We start from the raw sequence: 15,718 nt of genomic DNA, 5'->3' as shown, positions 1-15,718 counted from the left end.
CCTCCGCTCCGCGTCTTCTCCGAGCCCGAGGACACGTTCTCGGACGGAGGGCCTGGACCGCGCTTACTGGCCCTGGGCCGTTGCGAGACTGCGGGCGAGTCGGTAAGAGTCAGTGCCGGTTTCGATGATGGTGCCGTTGAATGTCAGACGGTCCACGATGGCTGCACAGAGTCGTGGATCCGTAAATGTCTTGGTCCAGCCGGAGAACGACTCGTTGCTGGCGATGGCCACGGAGTTCTTTTCTTCGCGTTCGGTGAGGACCTGGAACAACAGCTCTGCACCGCGCCGGTCCAGTTCCATATAGCCAAGTTCGTCAATACACAACAAGTCCACGCGCCCGTAGCGGGCAATGGTCTTGGCCAAGACTTTCTCATCAGAGGCCTCGACGAGTTCGTTCACGAGCCGGGTGGCCAGCGTGTATTTGACCCGGTAGCCCTTCTCCGCTGCGGCGGTGCCGAGGCCGATGAGCAGGTGGGACTTTCCGGTCCCGGAGTCGCCGATCAGGCACAGGGGCGATCCTTTGCGGATCCAGTCCCCGGTTGCCAGGGTGTGGATCGTGGCGGCGTTGATGTTCGGGTTCGCGTCGAAATCGAAATCCCCGAGCCATTTATCCCGCGGGAAGCCGGCTGCTTTGACGCGGCGGATCGAGGAGCGCCGATCCCGGTCATCACACTCGGCCAGCAACAGCTCCGCCAGGAACCCCTGATAGGAGAGCTGTTCCTTCCCCGCGACGTTGAGGGCTTCATCGAGCACCGCCCGGACGGTGGGCAACCGGAGCCGCCGGCAGGCCTGGTCCACGGCCGCGACCGCCGCCTGCTCGGTCAGGCCACGCCGCCGGCGCAGGGTCGGAGTGATGCTTGTTCCAGGGACGCTGGGGCTCATGAGATGTTCTCCTTCGACACTGTTCCTTCGGTATGGGTGCGTTTGGCCAGCAACTCGTCATAAGCACTGATCGAGGGCATTGGCCGGGTGTCCGGCGGGAGTCCTGCGATGACGGCTGCAGGGTCCATGAGCCGGCGCTGGGTGAGGCTGACAACCCGTTGCACATTCACTTCCACATGAGCACCGGGATGACGGTCCGGACCGGACCCACCTCCGGAAGAAATCGTTGCGTGTCTGCGGGCTTCGACCGCGACGACGTCGGCGCTGACCGCACCCACTCCCAGGGCTGCGGTGATTCCTGCAGTGACAGCGGATGCGTCCATGGAGCGGTGAAGCAGCAGGACGCCGATGAGTTCACGGGTGCCGACCGCGTCGCCGTTGACTCTGCGGGAGGCGGCCCAGAACGCCTCATGAGCACTGGTAAACGCGCCCGACTCCCGCGCCCGGGCCAGAGCCGTGGAACCAGGCAGTGCGCCGGGTTTGGTCTTGAGGACCTCGAGGTAGTGATCCAGCTGAACTGACTGCCCGTGTTTGGCAACAATCCGCTGATGCCTGGCGGCCACGGCACGGCCGTCGAAAACCACGACTTCGGAGGCCCGCAAGGACACCCGGACCTTCCTGCCGATGAACCGGGCCGGAACGGAGTACTTCACCATCCGCACCGTGATCATCGAGGACCGGTCCACCCGCGGTGTCAGCGCCAGCCCCGGGTCGAAGACCTCTCCCGGCAGCGGCGCCAGGAACGGCTGTTCGGTCTCGAAGTCCTGGCCGATGGTGTGGATCCTGTCATTGATCCGCCGCCGGCCGTCCAGGGATTCCCATTCACGGATCCGGTCGTTGAGCTCATCCAGAGACGAAGCGACAGGCATGGGCGAGAGCCTGTTACGACGGAACCAGCCCACCTCGCCTTCGACCCCACCCTTCTCGTGAGCCCCTGCAATGCCGGGCTGGCAGTAGAAGGGATCAAAGCCGTAGTGCGAGCGGAACAACACCCACCGGTCGTTCTCCTGCCGTTGCCGGCCCTGCCCGAACACCACGGCACTGACCGCGCTGGTGAGATTGTCGTAGCGGATGTGCTTCGTTGGGATGCCGCCCAAAACTTGGAAGGCGGCGATGTGGCCTTCCAGAAACGCTTCCTGGGCCTGTGTCGGGTAAATCCGGTGGATAGCCTTGCCGGAGTGGGATAACCGGAAGACGAACATATGACACTTCGTCTTCACACCATTCAGGACCACCCAGACTTCACCGAAATCCACCTCCGCCTCCGCACCCGGGGCATGCTCCTGCGGGACGAATACTTCAACCCGGCGGCCGGCCTCCACATCGATCTGAGCCCGACGGACCCGCACATAGTCACGCACGGTCGAATACGACAACTCCTCCGCCCCGCGCTCCTCAATGAGCCGGGCCAGAATCCGGCGGGCAGTATGGCGTTGCTTCCGTGGCGCCGTCGTATCCTCGGTCAGCATGGCATCGATCGCAGGCTTGAACGGCTCCAACCGCCAGGCCACGCCTTGTCGTGGTTTGCGTTCGGGAGGGGAAGCAGATTCCAGAGCCTGTCTCACAGTCCTTCGGTGAACCCTGTGCCTAGCCGCTAGTGCACGGACCGAGAGGCCCTCGACCCGGGCATCCCTTCGGATCTGCGCGAACAACTCCACTCTCGACTCCATCCAGACCAGCCTTCCGCCGCATCCATACACTGATGAATCCAAGGTTGAAGGTGGGGCCACATATAACCGTCACAAGGTGCCCGGCGAGTCATGAAGTGGGGCCAGAGATAACCGTCCTACCGGGGCCATTCAAACCTGTCACAGTCACCCCCAGATATGAACGGATCAGAGTCGCCACCAGATCCGGCTGCTTATCCGGCCAGGTGGCGGACTGAGCACAAGATTTATGCCCTGGTCGATGGTAAAGGCGGCCGTTAGTGCTGCTGGAGGTCCCCGGACAGGGCGGGGATGCAGCAATGTTCACTCGCTTGATGGACCAACTGAAAATTAACCCGATCCTGGCAGGCCACGCACGCGTCCGGACCGTGTCGGCGGTGACAAGGCCTGCTCGTTCATGGCGATCCGGACCCACCTTCGCGACCGCGGCATTGTGGTGTCATCCCGCCAGCCAACCGATCAGATTGGTCATCGAAAACGGTGTAGATCTACCGGAGGCAGACCTCCTGCCGTCGACAAGGAGGACTACAAGTGCCTGAATCTCGTCAAACTCGCATTTTCACAAACGGAACTTCAGCATCTTCAAGCAGTGGCGCTCCTTGGCAACGCTACGGCAAACTCGCATTCACCTATCGGGGCGGAGCCGTTCTCCGAGCAGTCAGCATGTGGCGGGCGCCTATTGTAGAGACCCACCCCAGCCTTTGAGATGGGTGCCTGACCGAAGCATGACCCCCCAGCCTTAGTGGCTTGTAGTCCCGCGGCGTGATTCAAGGTCGGGCTGTATCCAGCGGTCCGCAAGCAGTCCTGTAGTCAGTGAGTAGAGGGCTTTGTGGACGACATCGAGTATCTGTTCTTTGGCTGGCCAGGAAGTGGGCGGGGCGCCGACACCGGTCGCGTTTTCCAGTGTCTGGTCGAAGGCCAGCCGGACGGCGGTGTGCTTGGTGTGGGCCAGCGGGCCGCGGATTCCCGTGACAGCCCAGATGCCCCGGAGTGATCCGAGCACGGCACCGGTACCCCAGTGCATCACCTGGTTCCAGACGAAGGGCTTCTGCGAGTCGGACGGGTGCCTTCCCAGCAGCGTGAGCAGCGTTCGTGCAGGGATGTAGGAGTTGGGGCGATTAGTCAGGGCTTGTTCTACCTTTTCCCCGGCAGTCATTACAGCCACTCCCGCCAAACCGCTGAGGGCCCCTCTTGCAGCAGCTGCCAGCAGCACTCGTTCACGTGATCCGGGCATTTTTCCTCCAATTGTTGGTGAAAGCGGACAAAATTCATCCCGTTCCGTTCGAGTCCCAGGGACGTCAGGAAAGGGCTGGGATGTTGGTGGTCATAGCCGGGCGTAGGCCCAGCCGTCCCATTGACGTATGGCCAGGTGTGTGATGGCTGCGGGAACAGTACCAACGCCGGCTGTAAGCATGTCCGGTTCCACATTCGCCGAACGCAAGCTATTGGTACAGGCCAAAAGCCGTGTGCCGGCTCTAAGGAATTCATCAACGGCTGCATGCGTGGAGGAATCCGCCACGAGCAGCTTGACCCCTGGGCCTTGGATAAGCACTTCTACAGTTTTGTTGGGGGGAAGGGCCGCGACGGCATTGGCTGCACTCCGCAAAACAGCCAGCAGCGCATCCTCATCGATCTGCCCGGCGGCGTGAATTAGCAGTCCCGCCTGGTTGCCAGCTGTTGCAACAGGGTTGCTGGGTGGGTTGTCGGCTGGTGCCATGGATACTCCTACAGGTTCGACCCGCTGGGGCCGCATCAACGATATGAACTGTCAAGATACTCCGGCCGGGCGTAACGCTTCAGCGATCCGGATTTGAACTGATATCGCTGAGGCTCGTCAGGGCAGCCTGGAGGCGGGTATCGGCGTCGTTGGCAATGTCCCGGACGGCGGGGCTGCCGCTGAGCCGGACCATCGTCTGAGGGTCGATGGCCTCGATGGTGGTTTCACTCGCACCTTTGCCGCGGCGGACCACGACGTTGCAGGGCAGCAACGCACCGAGCCCGGGTTCGGCCGCGATGGCACGGCTGGCCAGGGCCGGGTTGCACGCGCCGAGGATCAGGTACTCGCCGACGGCGTCTGCGGCGTCGGTTCCGAGTTTGGCCTCGAAGGTGGCGCGGACGTTGATTTCGGTGAGGATCCCAAAGCCCTGTTCTGCGAGAGCGTCGCGGGTACGCTGCACAGCCTCCTCATAGGAGAACGGGACGGCAACGGTGTGCGTGTAGCTCATGCAGGGTCTCCTGGTGCTGGTGGGCGAATACCTGTGTCTCTAGGCGAGGGAGAGGAAGAGCTTCTCCAGGTCTTTCCTGTCCATGCTTGCATCTTTTTGGACGATGCACTGTTCAAGCCCGGTGGCGATGATGGCGAAGCCGGCCCGGTCCAGGGCTTTGGACACGGCGGCGAGCTGGGTGACGACATCTTTGCAGTCCCGGCCCTCCTCCAGCATGCGGGTCACGGCAGCCAGTTGCCCTTGGGCGCGCTTAAGCCGGTTGATCACGGGTGTGAGTTCTGCTGGGTTCAGTTCCAAGGGTTTCTCCAAAAATGGGCGTCAGTACATACATCTTATACCCCTAGGGGTGTTGTTGACTACCCCCGGGGGTATCTGGAATAATCGGTGGGGTACTCAGCTTCTGCCCGTCTCGAAAGGACATCCATGACTTCCCTTTCCGCACCCGCCGTTACTTCCCTGGCTCCGGAGACCCTGCGCGGCTGGTTTCAGGAGCATCAGGACCTGGTGGTGATTGACGTCCGCTCCGCAGCAGAGTTCGAGTCAATGCACATCCGCGGCTCCTATAACGTGCCGCTGCCGCTTCTGTCCGAGCACACGGATGAGCTGGCGGCCCGCCTGGGCAGCCGTGTTGTGCTGGTCTGCCAGTCCGGCGCCCGCGCCGAGCAGGCCCGCCAGCGCCTTGCCAAGTCCGGAATCAGCACCGCCTACGTCCTGACCGGAGGGGCCCCCGGTTTCGCGGCCGCCGGTGGCGATGTCGTCAAGGGCAAGGACCGCTGGGACCTTGAGCGCCAGGTCCGCCTGGCCGCCGGTTCCCTCGTGGTCCTTGGCCTGGCCGGCGGGCGGTTCGTTTCCCCGAAGGTCCGGATGCTCGCCGGCTTTGTCGGCACCGGCCTGACCTTTTCTGCCGCGACCAACACCTGCGCCATGGGCCAGGCGATCTCGGCCATGCCGTGGAACAAGGCCGCCAAGGAGCCGACCCGCGAAAGCGCCATCCTGCAGTTCCCGGCCAGCCCGGCCGTAGAAGCTGAGGCCAAAGCGTCGTGACCGTGACCCTGATCCTCGTCCTGGCCCTGTCCGTGGTCATCGGACTCTCACTTGGGGTCCTGGGCGGCGGCGGGTCCATCCTGACCGTGCCGATCCTGGTCTATGTGGCCGGCTTTGAGGCCAAGGAGGCGATCGCGGCGTCCCTGTTCGTGGTCGGTGTCACCTCTGCGGTGAGCGTGATCAGCCACGCCCGCGGCGGAAGGGTGATGTGGCGGACCGGTTTGATCTTCGGCGCCGCCGGCATGGCGGGCGCCTTCGTCGGCGGCCTGCTCGGCGGTCAGATCCCGGGCCAGATCCTGCTGATCGCCTTCGCCCTGATGATGGTGGCCACTTCTGTCGCGATGCTTCGCGGCAGGAAAAAGGCAGGCGGGGCCGACGGGGCTGAACCGGTGAAGCACGAACTTCCCCTGGGCAGGGTGCTGCTGGACGGTGCCGTCGTGGGCCTGGTCACCGGCCTGGTTGGCGCCGGCGGCGGATTCCTCGTCGTTCCCGCTTTGGCACTGCTGGGTGGCCTGCCGATGTCCGTGGCCGTCGGAACCTCACTGGTGGTCATCGCCATGAAGTCCTTTGCCGGGCTCGCCGGTTACCTCACCACGGTGCACCTGGACTGGGGCCTGACCCTGGCCGTCACCGCAGCGGCGATAGTGGGCACCCTGGTGGGCTCCAAGCTGGCCGGCCGTATTCCGGAAGCTGCCCTGCGGAAAGCATTCGGCTGGTTCGTCCTGGCGATGGGCACCTTTGTCCTGACCCAGCAGGCGCCGGAGGACCTGCGGTGGGTAATCGTCGCCGGTGTTGCTGCCCTGGCCGTGACTGCTGCCGGGATTTGCTGGTTCTTCGTCAACTCCTGCCCGTTGCGCAAAAACGACAGGAACAGCCGCCGGAGCGGTCAGCCGTCACCGGCCTGACCACCGGCCGGGCCAGTACCGCTGCCGCCCCGCCGGGGCGCCAGATGATCAATGCGAAAGGAATGAACGTCATGGGAATTATCAGCTCCCTGAAAAAGGCATTCAGCAAACCCTACAAAACCGTCTCTGTGGCCGAAGCCAAGGAACTTCTTTCCTCCGGCGCCACGTTGATAGATGTCCGCTCTGCCCAGGAATGGCGCACCGGGCGCGCGGCGCAGGCCAAACACGTCCCCCTGGACCGGCTCCAGACCAGCACCGCCGGCATCCCGAAAACCCGGCCCGTGATCGCGATGTGCGCCTCCGGGGTCCGCTCGGCCTCCGCAGCCCGGCTCCTCGCCGCCCAGGGCTACGACGCCTACTCCCTCCGCGGCGGCATGGGCGCCTGGCGCCAGGCCAACGAACCCGTCCGCTAACCACACCACCCGCTTTTGATGCAAAACCTTCGAAGGAGAAACCCATGGCTGAAATCACCGTCACCGAAACCAATCAACGCCGCGACCAGGCCCGGATCCTCGACGTCCGCGAAGACTTCGAGGTCGCCGACGGCATGATCCCCGGCGCCCTGCACATCCCCATGGGCCAGCTGCAGACCCGCCTGTCCGAACTGGACCCGGCTGTCCCCGTCATCGCCGTCTGCCGCAGCGGCAACCGGTCCGCCCAGGTCGCCGACGCACTCAACGGCGCAGGCTACACCGCGGACACCATGGCCGGCGGCATGACCGCCTGGACCCAAGCCGGCCTGCCCACCACCTGACCCGCCCCATCCGAGCTCCCCAACTCCAAGCGCTTTGGACGACACCGGGCTTTGGACAACACCGCAAAGGACACGAACCGATCATGGCAACCATCAACGTCACCCAGGAAAGTCTCGCTGAAACCCTGGAAAACAACGAGATCGTCTTCGTTGATTTCTGGGCAGCCTGGTGCGGCCCGTGCCGCATGTTCGCCCCCACCTACGAGGCAGCCTCCGTACAGCACCCGGACATCGTCTTCGCCAAGGTCGACACCGAAGCCGAGCAGACCCTCGCCGCAGCGGCCAGCATCACGTCCATCCCCACCCTGATGGCCTTCCGCGACAAAACCCTGGTCTTCTCCCAGCCCGGCGCCCTGAACGCCCCAGGACTGGAACAGGTCATTCAGGCCGTAAAAGACCTGGACATGGACAAAGTCCACGCCGAAACCGCCCGGCAGCAGGCCTGAAAAGGAGCCACCGCATGGCAGCCACGCGGACCATCACGGCCGATGACCTTGCCGCCATTTGGCCCGCAGCGGTGGTGGTCGACGTCCGCAGCGCGGAAGAATACGCCGTCGCCCACATCCCGGACAGCCTCAACATCCCGCTCGATGACCTGCCTTCCCGGCTGAAGGACCTGCCGAACACCCCGCTGCACCTGCTGTGCGGCTCAGGCAAACGCAGCAGCCAGGCCGCCCAAATCCTCACGGACCACGGTTATAAGACCGTAAACGTCGCCGGCGGAATCACCGAGTGGTACCGCAACGGCCACCCCGTGATCTACGCCGCGGCCCCGGTGGACACCCCTCCTCCTGACCGGTGGGGCTCCCTCAGATCCCTCCGGCACCGCCTCCTCAGACGGGCGGCGCGCACCTCCTGACGCTCAGAACCAGGGCCCACCCTGGCTTGCACTATACCCCCCAGGGTATTACGATTGTTATCAGAACAAACGGGGGACCACTCCCCCGCCCACTTCCCGAAGGAGAGCACCAGATGCTTATCGAGCGTATTTACGATGAAGACCTCGCCCAGGCCAGCTACCTGATCGGCTGCCAGGCCAACGGCACGGCCGTGGTGGTCGATGGCCGCCGCGACATCGCGGTCTACCAGGAACTGGCTGCGAAGAACGACATGAAGATCGTGGCCGTGACCGAGACCCACATTCACGCCGATTACCTCTCTGGCACCCGCGAGCTCGCTGCCGCGACCGGCGCGAAGATTTACGTCTCCGGCGAGGGCGGCCCGGACTGGCAGTACGAATTCGAGGGTGAACGCCTCTATGACGGCGACGCGATCACCGTAGGCAACATCAGCATCAAGGCCCTCCACACCCCGGGCCACACCCCGGAGCACCTGTCGTTCCTGGTGACCGACGGGGCGTTCAGTGACCAGCCCGGTTACCTGCTCTCCGGTGACTTCGTCTTCTCCGGTGACCTGGGCCGGCCGGATCTGCTGGATGAGGCGGCCGGCGGCATCGACACCCGGTTCGAGGGTGCCAAGCAGCTGTTTGCGAGCCTGCGGGACAAGTTCCTGACCTTGCCGGACTACGTCCAGGTCCACCCCGCCCACGGTGCCGGCAGCGCCTGCGGCAAGGCCCTCGGCGCCATCCCCTCCTCCACCGTCGGCTACGAGCGGCTCTACTCCTGGTGGGGCCCCTACCTCGCTGCGAACGACGAGCAGGGCTTCATCAACGAGCTCCTGGACGGCCAGCCCGACGCCCACGCCTACTTCGGCCGGATGAAGCGTGAAAACCGTGAAGGACCTGCTGTGATGGGTGAGCGCACGCCGCTGCCCGAACTTGCAACCGAGATCGTTGCAGCAGGCCTGTCAGAGGACACCCTGACTTTCATCGACACCCGGTCCAACAGCGAAGTCCATAAGGGCACCGTGGTCCGTTCCCTGAACATTCCGGCCGGTAAGTCCGTAGCCAGCTACGGCGCCTGGGTGGTGAACCCGGAAACCGATCAGAACCCGCTGGTGCTGCTCGCTCCTGACCAGGAAACCGCGCAGGACATGTGGGACCACCTGGTCCGCGTCGGCATCGACAACGTCGCCGGGTTCGTCACCAGCATCGACGGGCTGCCCACGTTCACCCCGAAGCTGGTCCAACCCGAGGAACTGGACAACTTCGACGCGGCAATGGTCCTCGATGTCCGCAACCGCACCGAGCACAGCGCCGGGCACGTCCCCGGCTCGCACCAGCTCAGCGGCGGCCGCGCCATGTGGCACCTCGATGAGCTGCCCGCCGACGGCACCATCGTGAGCTACTGCCAGTCCGGTGTGCGGAACTCCGTCGCGGCCAGCGCCCTGCGCCGCGCCGGGTACGACGTCGTCGAACTCGACGGCAGCTACGCCGCCTGGGACGCCTGGCACAACTCCCGCCAGTCAGCCAAGGCCTAGAACCAACGGCCCCGCCGTCCGCACGGCCCCGAAAAGCCTCTTCAGTCAGGCACGGCCTGGCCGTGCACCAAAAGAGACAAGGAACCCTCTTGATGATGGATGGCTTTGGTATGGGCGGGATGGGGCTTGCCTGGATCTTCTGGGTCCTGCTGATCGCAGGCGGGGTTATGCTCGCCGTCGTGCTGGTCCAAGCCTTCACCCGCAACACCGGCGGCAACGCCCCCACCGGTGTGCAGGGACCGACACGCGCGGTCGCGGGCCCCGCCACGGCCCGGGAAATCCTTGAGGAGCGTTACGCCGGCGGGGAGATCAGCACCGAGGAATACCAGGAACGGCGCCGCATACTGGAGGAGGGCAGCCCGTGGGGCCCCTGACTCGCCGCCAGCTGCTGGCACTGGGTGCCGTTGGGGCCGGCGCCGCGGCTGCCGGCGGCGCCGGGCTGTGGCTGACCACCGGCACCGGCACTGCCCGCGGATCCGGATACACCGGCGGTGGGGACCTGACCGAACCGCAGGTACTGGCCAGCCGCGACCGGGTCCTGGAGCTGGAGCTGACCGCCGCGCCGGCACGGGTCAGGGTCGGCGGGCGGGAAGCCAACGTCCAGGCGTTTAACGGCTCGGTGCCCGGCCCGACCCTGCGGGCCCGGGCGGGCGACACGATCCGGGTCACCATGCGCAACGGGCTGCAGGCTCCCACAAACCTGCACGTGCACGGACTCCACGTCTCCCCGCAGGGCAACAGCGACAACCCCTTCGTCAGCATTGACCCGGGCGGGTCCTTCGACTACGAGTTCACCCTGCCCGGGGACCACCCGCCGGGCACCTACTGGTACCACCCGCACCGCCACGGGCACGCCGCCGACCAGGTGCCACCGGCGGCAACGCCTCCGGCAGCAACCCGGTCGAACTGCTCACCCTGGCCGTCTCGGGAAGCACGGGCACTGACCCAGGGCCCGTATCCGAGGGCCGGCCCCTGCGCGATCTGCGGAACGAACCGGTCGCGGCCGCCCGCACCCTGAACTTCGCCATGGGCATGGGCGCGGGAATGGGCAGCGGGCAGGGCAGCATGATGGCCTTCACCATCAACGGACGGAAGTTCGACCCCGAACGGATGGATGAGACGGCAGCAGCCGGGACCGTGGAGGAGTGGACCCTGACCAACTCCAGCGGCATGGATCATCCCATCCACCTGCACGTGTGGCCCATGCAGATCGTCCAGGACGGCGACCGCGATGTCACCAGACCCACCTGGCAGGACGTGGTCAACGTCCCCGCCCGCAGCCAGGTGAAAGTCCGGGTGGCCTTCGACGATTTCCCCGGCCGCACCGTAATCCACTGCCACATCCTGGACCACGAAGACCAAGGCATGATGGCCACCATCCAAGCCCGCTGACCAGTCAACGAACGGCAAAGAAGCCCATCACGGCAACCCTTGGCTCTGCAACGCTTACCTCCGGGACCCCCGGCGCGGCGGTCCTTGACGGGCCGGTGCGGGTGCGTTCAGGATCAAACCGACACGGGCCGGTTAGAGGGCGGGCTCCACAAAAGCCCCGCTGTCGGGGTCAGCCAGATACCCGTACCCCGAAGACCGACAGGATCCGCCAATGATCTCAGGCAACACCCCCGCCCCCCGGCAGCCTCGAACAACAGAGGCCATCACGCTGGGACTGCGGCAGAACCTGGCCCAGTTCATGCTCCTCGTCGCCGTCAACGCCCTGGTCGGCGGCACCCTCGGCCAGGAACGCACCGTGCTGCCGCTGCTCGCCGGAGAGGTCTTCCACCTCGACGAGTACACCTCCGCCCTGACCTACATCCTGGCGTTCGGGCTGGCCAAAGCTGCCACCAACTACTTCGCCGGCACCCTCTCGGACCGTTACGGCCGCAAACCGATCCTGATCGCGGGCTGGCTCATCGCCCTCCCGGTCCCGGTCCTGCTGATCTTCGGGCCGTCCTGGGGCTGGATCGTCGCGGCCAACGTGGTGCTCGGCATCAGCCAGGGCCTGACCTGGTCCACCACCGTGATGATGAAAATGGACCTCGTCGGCCCCGAACGCCGCGGCCTGGCCATGGGCCTGAACGAAGCCGCCGGTTACCTCGGTGTCGCCGGAACCGCCCTGGCGACCGGCTACATCGCCTCCACCTACGGCCTCCGCCCGGGACCGTTCCTGCTCGGCGCCGCCTTCATCGCAGTCGGCCTCGGCCTGTCCGTGCTGACCATCCGCGAAACACACCACCACGCCAAAGCCGAAGCAGCCACCCATGCCTCCAGTCACGGCCGAACCCGGGCAGGGCTCAACAACCGGGACATCTTCACACTAACCAGTTTCCGCGACAAGTCCCTGTCCTCCGTCAGCCAGGCCGGGATGGTGAACAACCTCAACGACGGCCTCGCCTGGGGACTGTTCCCGGTCCTGTTCGCCGCTGCCGGGCTCAGCATCGAACGCATCGGCATCCTCGCGGCCGTTTACCCCGCTGTCTGGGGCGCCGGGCAGCTGGTCACAGGCGCGCTCTCAGACCGCATCGGCCGCAAGCCACTGATCGTCGGCGGCATGCTCGTCCAGGCCGTGGCACTGGGCATGGTCGCCCTCGGAAATGACTTTGAATTCTGGCTTGCCGCCGTCGTCCTGCTCGGCGCCGGAACCGCCATGGTCTACCCCACCCTGCTCGCAGCGATCGGTGACGTCGCCCACCCCGGGTGGCGGGCCCGGTCCGTGGGCATCTACCGGCTGTGGCGCGATGGCGGGTTCGCCGTCGGCGCCTTGCTCTCCGGGCTCCTTGCCGACGCCTATGGCATCCCCGCCGCCGTTATCACCGTCGCTGCCCTCACCGCAGCTTCCGGGGTCTGGGTCGCTCTCCGCATGCGAAGCTCCGACCATGCGCCGGCACCCTCTGGCCCGGCGCGTATTCTCTGATGCAGTGTCCCGCATACCCCTGCGACTTCATTCACCGACCCGAAAGAGCTATGACCTCTTCACTGAAACGGTTCCCTCGAGCCTGTACGCTCAAGGAACCGATCCCGATGCCCGGTTCAGCCTCGCGAATGAACGCACCTTCCTGGCCTGGATCCGTACTTCACTGGCCCTGATCGCCGCCGGGGTCGCCCTGGAAACGCTCGGACTCGACCTTCACCCCGGACTCCGCCTGGCCGCATCAATCACGCTTATCATCGCGGGGATCGCCGCCCCCATCCAGGCCTGGTTCGGGTGGCTGCAGATCGAGCGCGCCCTCAGGCTTGACATGCCGTTGCCCTCCGCCGCTCTGGCATTTCCTATCGTCATCGCCGTATCCGCAGCCGGCGTCCTGATATTCCTCAGCGTCATTCTGGCCTGATGACCAATAATCCCGAGGACGCGATGGAGCACACCGGCGGTCGCAGCGACCGGCCTTTCGACGCCGGCCTGCAGCTGGAAAGGAGTTCTTTAGCCTGGCGACGGACAGCACTGGCGCTGTCCGTTGCATCCCTGGCGGCCCTGCGGATCATGCCCGATGTCCTGGGCGTCTGGGCACTGGTCCCCACCGGGGCCGGCGCCGCGGCATCCGTCGCCGCCCTCTTTCTCGCACACCGGCGTTACCGCCGCATCCACACCGCCTTGACCTCATCAGGGACATGGAGGGCTGACCTCAGCGGAGGACGGCTGCCCGCCCTAATAGCAGGTGTGACCGTTCTTGGTGGGCTCACAGCGCTCCTCGCCGCCACCGGCCTCAGCCAATTTCTGTCCCAGTAACGGGAAATGCTGCCGGTAGGCAGGCGCCCCTGGAACGCGGGCCCCTGCAGCAGCAATCGCCCCCCGAACCGGCTCAAGCGAACGGGCTCAAGCCCCTCCGCTAAAGCACGGCCAACCCTGGATACTGACATAATTATGCGCCGCAGCTTCCTGGGGCCTGATCTTTCCCGTTTTCAGCGGGCGGTTCCGCAAAGCCGTGGGGCCCGGGCCAGTGGTGTACTCGATGCACCTCGTTTTCCTGCCGTGTCCGGCGGAGGGTGGCTGCAAGGTCGCTAAGCAGACGTGAGGGTCGGGGGCTGCGGTGGGCGGACGTGATGGCCCGTTGCCTGCTGCCCGGAGTGGGCGCCGTCCGGCCGCACCGGCACACCGTGCCCGGCGCCGGCTGGACAATCGGGTCCGTGCCCTCCCGCGGGGCCGCTTGCACTTCCCACCCGTTCAGCGCCGCGGCAGCCTGGCGGAAAACAACGGGCGACAATCAGTGCAGACATCGACGTCGGAATCCTGCGGTCCGCGGGCCAACGTAACCTTGCGCTCAAGTTCCAGCCGGGCATACAGGGCCCAGGCCATCACGGCCAGGGCCAGCAAGCCGACTATGCCCTGGACCGGCGGCAAGGCTTCCCTGGGCGAGCCCGCCCAGATCAGGCCGAACACGCCCATGAAAGGCCACCGCAGATCGCAAAGGGTAGGTGCCGCACCGATCGGCGCGTCCGTATAACTGCCTGCCAGGAAGCCGGCCAGGATCGACCCCGCACCTACCAGGGCGTAGCCCGCCCAGCCGGTTCCGGCGCCGAAGACCATACCCGTGGCGGCCGTCAAAAAGACGGCGGAGGCAGCCGCCGCGATGACGGTCACCGTTACCCGCTTCCGCGACCAGTTGCCGAGCACCTCCGGCAAGTGCCGCAGGCGGCCGCGGCGGACGCTCTTCCTGTGCTGTCTGTTCACTGTCATGGCTGCTCCTGGTTCCGGATGGACTGCCGCGGCTGCAGGGCAGACCAGGCGATGACGATGGCTACCAGGGCCAGAGAGATGAACCCGAGACCCGAGTACCCGGCGACGGCCAGCACAGGACCGGCCAAAGCCCCGCCGGCGGCTCCGGCGGCGTTCATGCCCAGATCCGAGATGCCCTGAAGTGCGGGCCGGTCCTGCAGCTGCGCCGACTCGGCGACCAGGGCCGACCCGCCGACCACGGACGCGGACCAGCCGAGCCCCAGCAAAATCAGGCTCGCAGTCACGGCGCTGCGGGAGTCGGCAGCGACCCCGGCCAGCACCAGCGAAACCAGCAGCATCCCCTGACCCACAAGAATGGTGCCCAGCGGCCCGACCTTGTCCGACATCCAGCCGAAAACGGGAGACAGCGCGTACATGCCTGCGATGTGCAGACTGATAGTCAGTCCCACCACGGTGAGGCTGGCCCCATGGTCGCGCAGGTGCACAGGGGTCATGGACATGAGCGCGACCATCGTGGCGTGGCTGAGGGCGACGGCCGCTACCGCATAACGGGCCCGGGGGGTGGTGTGCAGAATCTGCAAGCCGGTCCGGGGTCGGGGCGCGCCAGAGTCCGGCACCCGGGAGGACATCGCGGTCAGGAGGGGGTCCGGCCGCAGGCCCGTCAAGTACACGACGGCGGCGGCAAGCTGGGCGGCCACGGAAAAGGCAAAAGCCCCTGTCAGCGGGGGCAGGCCAAGGGCGGCGCCGACGCTCTCGCCCGGATCGAAGAGGTTCGGACCCAGGACAGCACCGATCGTGGTGGACCACACCACTGTCGAGAGGTCCCGGCCCCCGGACCCGGGCCGGGACAGGTCAGTTGCGGCGAAACGGGCCTGCAGATTCACCGCGGAACCTGCGCCAAGGAACATCAGGCCCAGCAGCAACAAAGGAAAGAGCCCCAGGGCCGCGGAGGTGATGGCCGTGGCGGCGCCGGTACCCGCGATCAGCGCGCCCAAGGACAGCGAAATCCGGCGGCCGCGGGCTCGCGCCAGCCGGGCCAACGGGACGGCGGCGAATGCGGCGCCCAGGGTACTCATCGTGGCGGCCATGCCGGACCAGGCGTTGGACCCGGAGAGCTGCGAGGCCAACAGAGAACCCAGGGACAAAGTGGCTCCCATGCCGATGCCACCGAGAATCTGCCCACCGACCAG

At 65.8% G+C, this 15,718-nt stretch carries 21 protein-coding genes; 13 read left to right on the top strand and 8 right to left on the bottom strand.

Annotation, left to right across the window (positions count from 1 at the left end; all coding sequences use genetic code 11):
- Positions 1-63: 63 nt before the first annotated feature.
- The 6 genes from istB to ACPJW8_RS08105 form a co-directional block, all read right to left on the bottom strand.
- The gene (istB, locus tag ACPJW8_RS08130) at positions 64-882 is read right to left on the bottom strand and encodes an IS21-like element helper ATPase IstB (protein ID WP_094180402.1); all 819 of its coding nucleotides are present in this window, start codon (positions 880-882) and stop codon (positions 64-66) included.
- Positions 879-2,552 carry an IS21 family transposase gene (istA, locus tag ACPJW8_RS08125; RefSeq protein WP_133352268.1) on the bottom strand — a complete coding sequence of 558 codons (1,674 nt, stop codon included), beginning with the start codon at positions 2,550-2,552 and terminating at the stop codon, positions 879-881. The genes istB and istA overlap by 4 nt, the downstream gene beginning before the upstream one ends.
- Before the next feature lie 736 nt (positions 2,553-3,288).
- Complete coding sequence (locus ACPJW8_RS08120; RefSeq protein ID WP_306971083.1) at positions 3,289-3,705, bottom strand: hypothetical protein; 417 nt, start codon at positions 3,703-3,705, stop codon at positions 3,289-3,291.
- A 168-nt stretch (positions 3,706-3,873) separates the two neighbouring features.
- Complete coding sequence (locus ACPJW8_RS08115; protein WP_306971082.1) at positions 3,874-4,266, bottom strand: DsrE family protein; 393 nt, start codon at positions 4,264-4,266, stop codon at positions 3,874-3,876.
- A 79-nt stretch (positions 4,267-4,345) separates the two neighbouring features.
- A complete protein-coding gene (locus ACPJW8_RS08110) occupies positions 4,346-4,774 on the bottom strand; it encodes a DUF302 domain-containing protein (protein ID WP_306971081.1) in 429 nt (142 codons plus the stop codon).
- A gap of 39 nt (positions 4,775-4,813) precedes the next feature.
- Positions 4,814-5,071, bottom strand: coding sequence for a metal-sensitive transcriptional regulator (locus ACPJW8_RS08105; protein WP_306971080.1), 258 nt, complete (start codon positions 5,069-5,071; stop codon positions 4,814-4,816).
- A 126-nt stretch (positions 5,072-5,197) separates the two neighbouring features.
- On the opposite strand from ACPJW8_RS08105, the gene ACPJW8_RS08100 reads away from it, so the two are divergent.
- From ACPJW8_RS08100 to ACPJW8_RS08040, 13 genes are all read left to right on the top strand, one after another.
- Positions 5,198-5,818, top strand: a complete 621-nt coding sequence (locus tag ACPJW8_RS08100) for a rhodanese-like domain-containing protein (RefSeq protein WP_306971079.1) — start codon at positions 5,198-5,200, stop codon at positions 5,816-5,818.
- On the top strand, positions 5,815-6,723 hold the full coding sequence (locus ACPJW8_RS08095) for a sulfite exporter TauE/SafE family protein (RefSeq protein ID WP_306971078.1): 909 nt from the start codon (positions 5,815-5,817) through the stop codon (positions 6,721-6,723). Before ACPJW8_RS08100 ends, ACPJW8_RS08095 begins: the two co-directional genes overlap by 4 nt.
- A gap of 71 nt (positions 6,724-6,794) precedes the next feature.
- Positions 6,795-7,136, top strand: coding sequence for a rhodanese-like domain-containing protein (locus tag ACPJW8_RS08090; RefSeq protein WP_306971077.1), 342 nt, complete (start codon positions 6,795-6,797; stop codon positions 7,134-7,136).
- 44 nt (positions 7,137-7,180) lie between these two features.
- A complete protein-coding gene (locus ACPJW8_RS08085) occupies positions 7,181-7,477 on the top strand; it encodes a rhodanese-like domain-containing protein (RefSeq protein ID WP_306971076.1) in 297 nt (98 codons plus the stop codon).
- 83 nt (positions 7,478-7,560) lie between these two features.
- Positions 7,561-7,923 (top strand): thioredoxin family protein, encoded by a 363-nt coding sequence (locus ACPJW8_RS08080; protein ID WP_306971075.1) that lies wholly within the window; start codon positions 7,561-7,563, stop codon positions 7,921-7,923.
- A gap of 14 nt (positions 7,924-7,937) precedes the next feature.
- The gene (locus tag ACPJW8_RS08075) at positions 7,938-8,336 is read left to right on the top strand and encodes a rhodanese-like domain-containing protein (protein WP_306971074.1); all 399 of its coding nucleotides are present in this window, start codon (positions 7,938-7,940) and stop codon (positions 8,334-8,336) included.
- Positions 8,337-8,449: 113 nt separating this feature from the next.
- On the top strand, positions 8,450-9,856 hold the full coding sequence (locus ACPJW8_RS08070; RefSeq protein WP_306971073.1) for an MBL fold metallo-hydrolase: 1,407 nt from the start codon (positions 8,450-8,452) through the stop codon (positions 9,854-9,856).
- Between the two features lie 92 nt (positions 9,857-9,948).
- The gene (locus tag ACPJW8_RS08065) at positions 9,949-10,230 is read left to right on the top strand and encodes an SHOCT domain-containing protein (RefSeq protein WP_306971072.1); all 282 of its coding nucleotides are present in this window, start codon (positions 9,949-9,951) and stop codon (positions 10,228-10,230) included.
- Positions 10,218-10,874, top strand: coding sequence for a multicopper oxidase domain-containing protein (locus ACPJW8_RS08060; protein ID WP_373462210.1), 657 nt, complete (start codon positions 10,218-10,220; stop codon positions 10,872-10,874). Before ACPJW8_RS08065 ends, ACPJW8_RS08060 begins: the two co-directional genes overlap by 13 nt.
- Positions 10,875-10,900: 26 nt before the next feature.
- A complete protein-coding gene (locus ACPJW8_RS08055) occupies positions 10,901-11,248 on the top strand; it encodes a multicopper oxidase domain-containing protein (RefSeq protein WP_425256439.1) in 348 nt (115 codons plus the stop codon).
- A 211-nt stretch (positions 11,249-11,459) separates the two neighbouring features.
- Positions 11,460-12,767, top strand: a complete 1,308-nt coding sequence (locus tag ACPJW8_RS08050; RefSeq protein WP_306971071.1) for an MFS transporter — start codon at positions 11,460-11,462, stop codon at positions 12,765-12,767.
- Positions 12,768-12,780: 13 nt separating this feature from the next.
- Positions 12,781-13,185: a YidH family protein gene (locus ACPJW8_RS08045; RefSeq protein ID WP_330189297.1), complete on the top strand. Its 405-nt coding sequence runs from the start codon at positions 12,781-12,783 to the stop codon at positions 13,183-13,185.
- Positions 13,185-13,580, top strand: a complete 396-nt coding sequence (locus ACPJW8_RS08040; RefSeq protein WP_306971069.1) for a DUF202 domain-containing protein — start codon at positions 13,185-13,187, stop codon at positions 13,578-13,580. Before ACPJW8_RS08045 ends, ACPJW8_RS08040 begins: the two co-directional genes overlap by 1 nt.
- A gap of 435 nt (positions 13,581-14,015) precedes the next feature.
- Here the strand turns inward: ACPJW8_RS08040 and ACPJW8_RS08035 are convergent, their stop codons facing one another.
- On the bottom strand, positions 14,016-14,528 hold the full coding sequence (locus tag ACPJW8_RS08035; RefSeq protein ID WP_306971068.1) for a hypothetical protein: 513 nt from the start codon (positions 14,526-14,528) through the stop codon (positions 14,016-14,018).
- Complete coding sequence (locus ACPJW8_RS08030; protein ID WP_306971067.1) at positions 14,525-15,685, bottom strand: MFS transporter; 1,161 nt, start codon at positions 15,683-15,685, stop codon at positions 14,525-14,527. The genes ACPJW8_RS08035 and ACPJW8_RS08030 overlap by 4 nt, the downstream gene beginning before the upstream one ends.
- Between the last annotated feature and the right edge of the window lie 33 nt (positions 15,686-15,718).

This window comes from Pseudarthrobacter sp. J47, from assembly GCF_049810315.1.
Taxonomy (GTDB): domain Bacteria; phylum Actinomycetota; class Actinomycetes; order Actinomycetales; family Micrococcaceae; genus Arthrobacter.
This window is presented reverse-complemented; position numbering and strand designations above follow the sequence as displayed.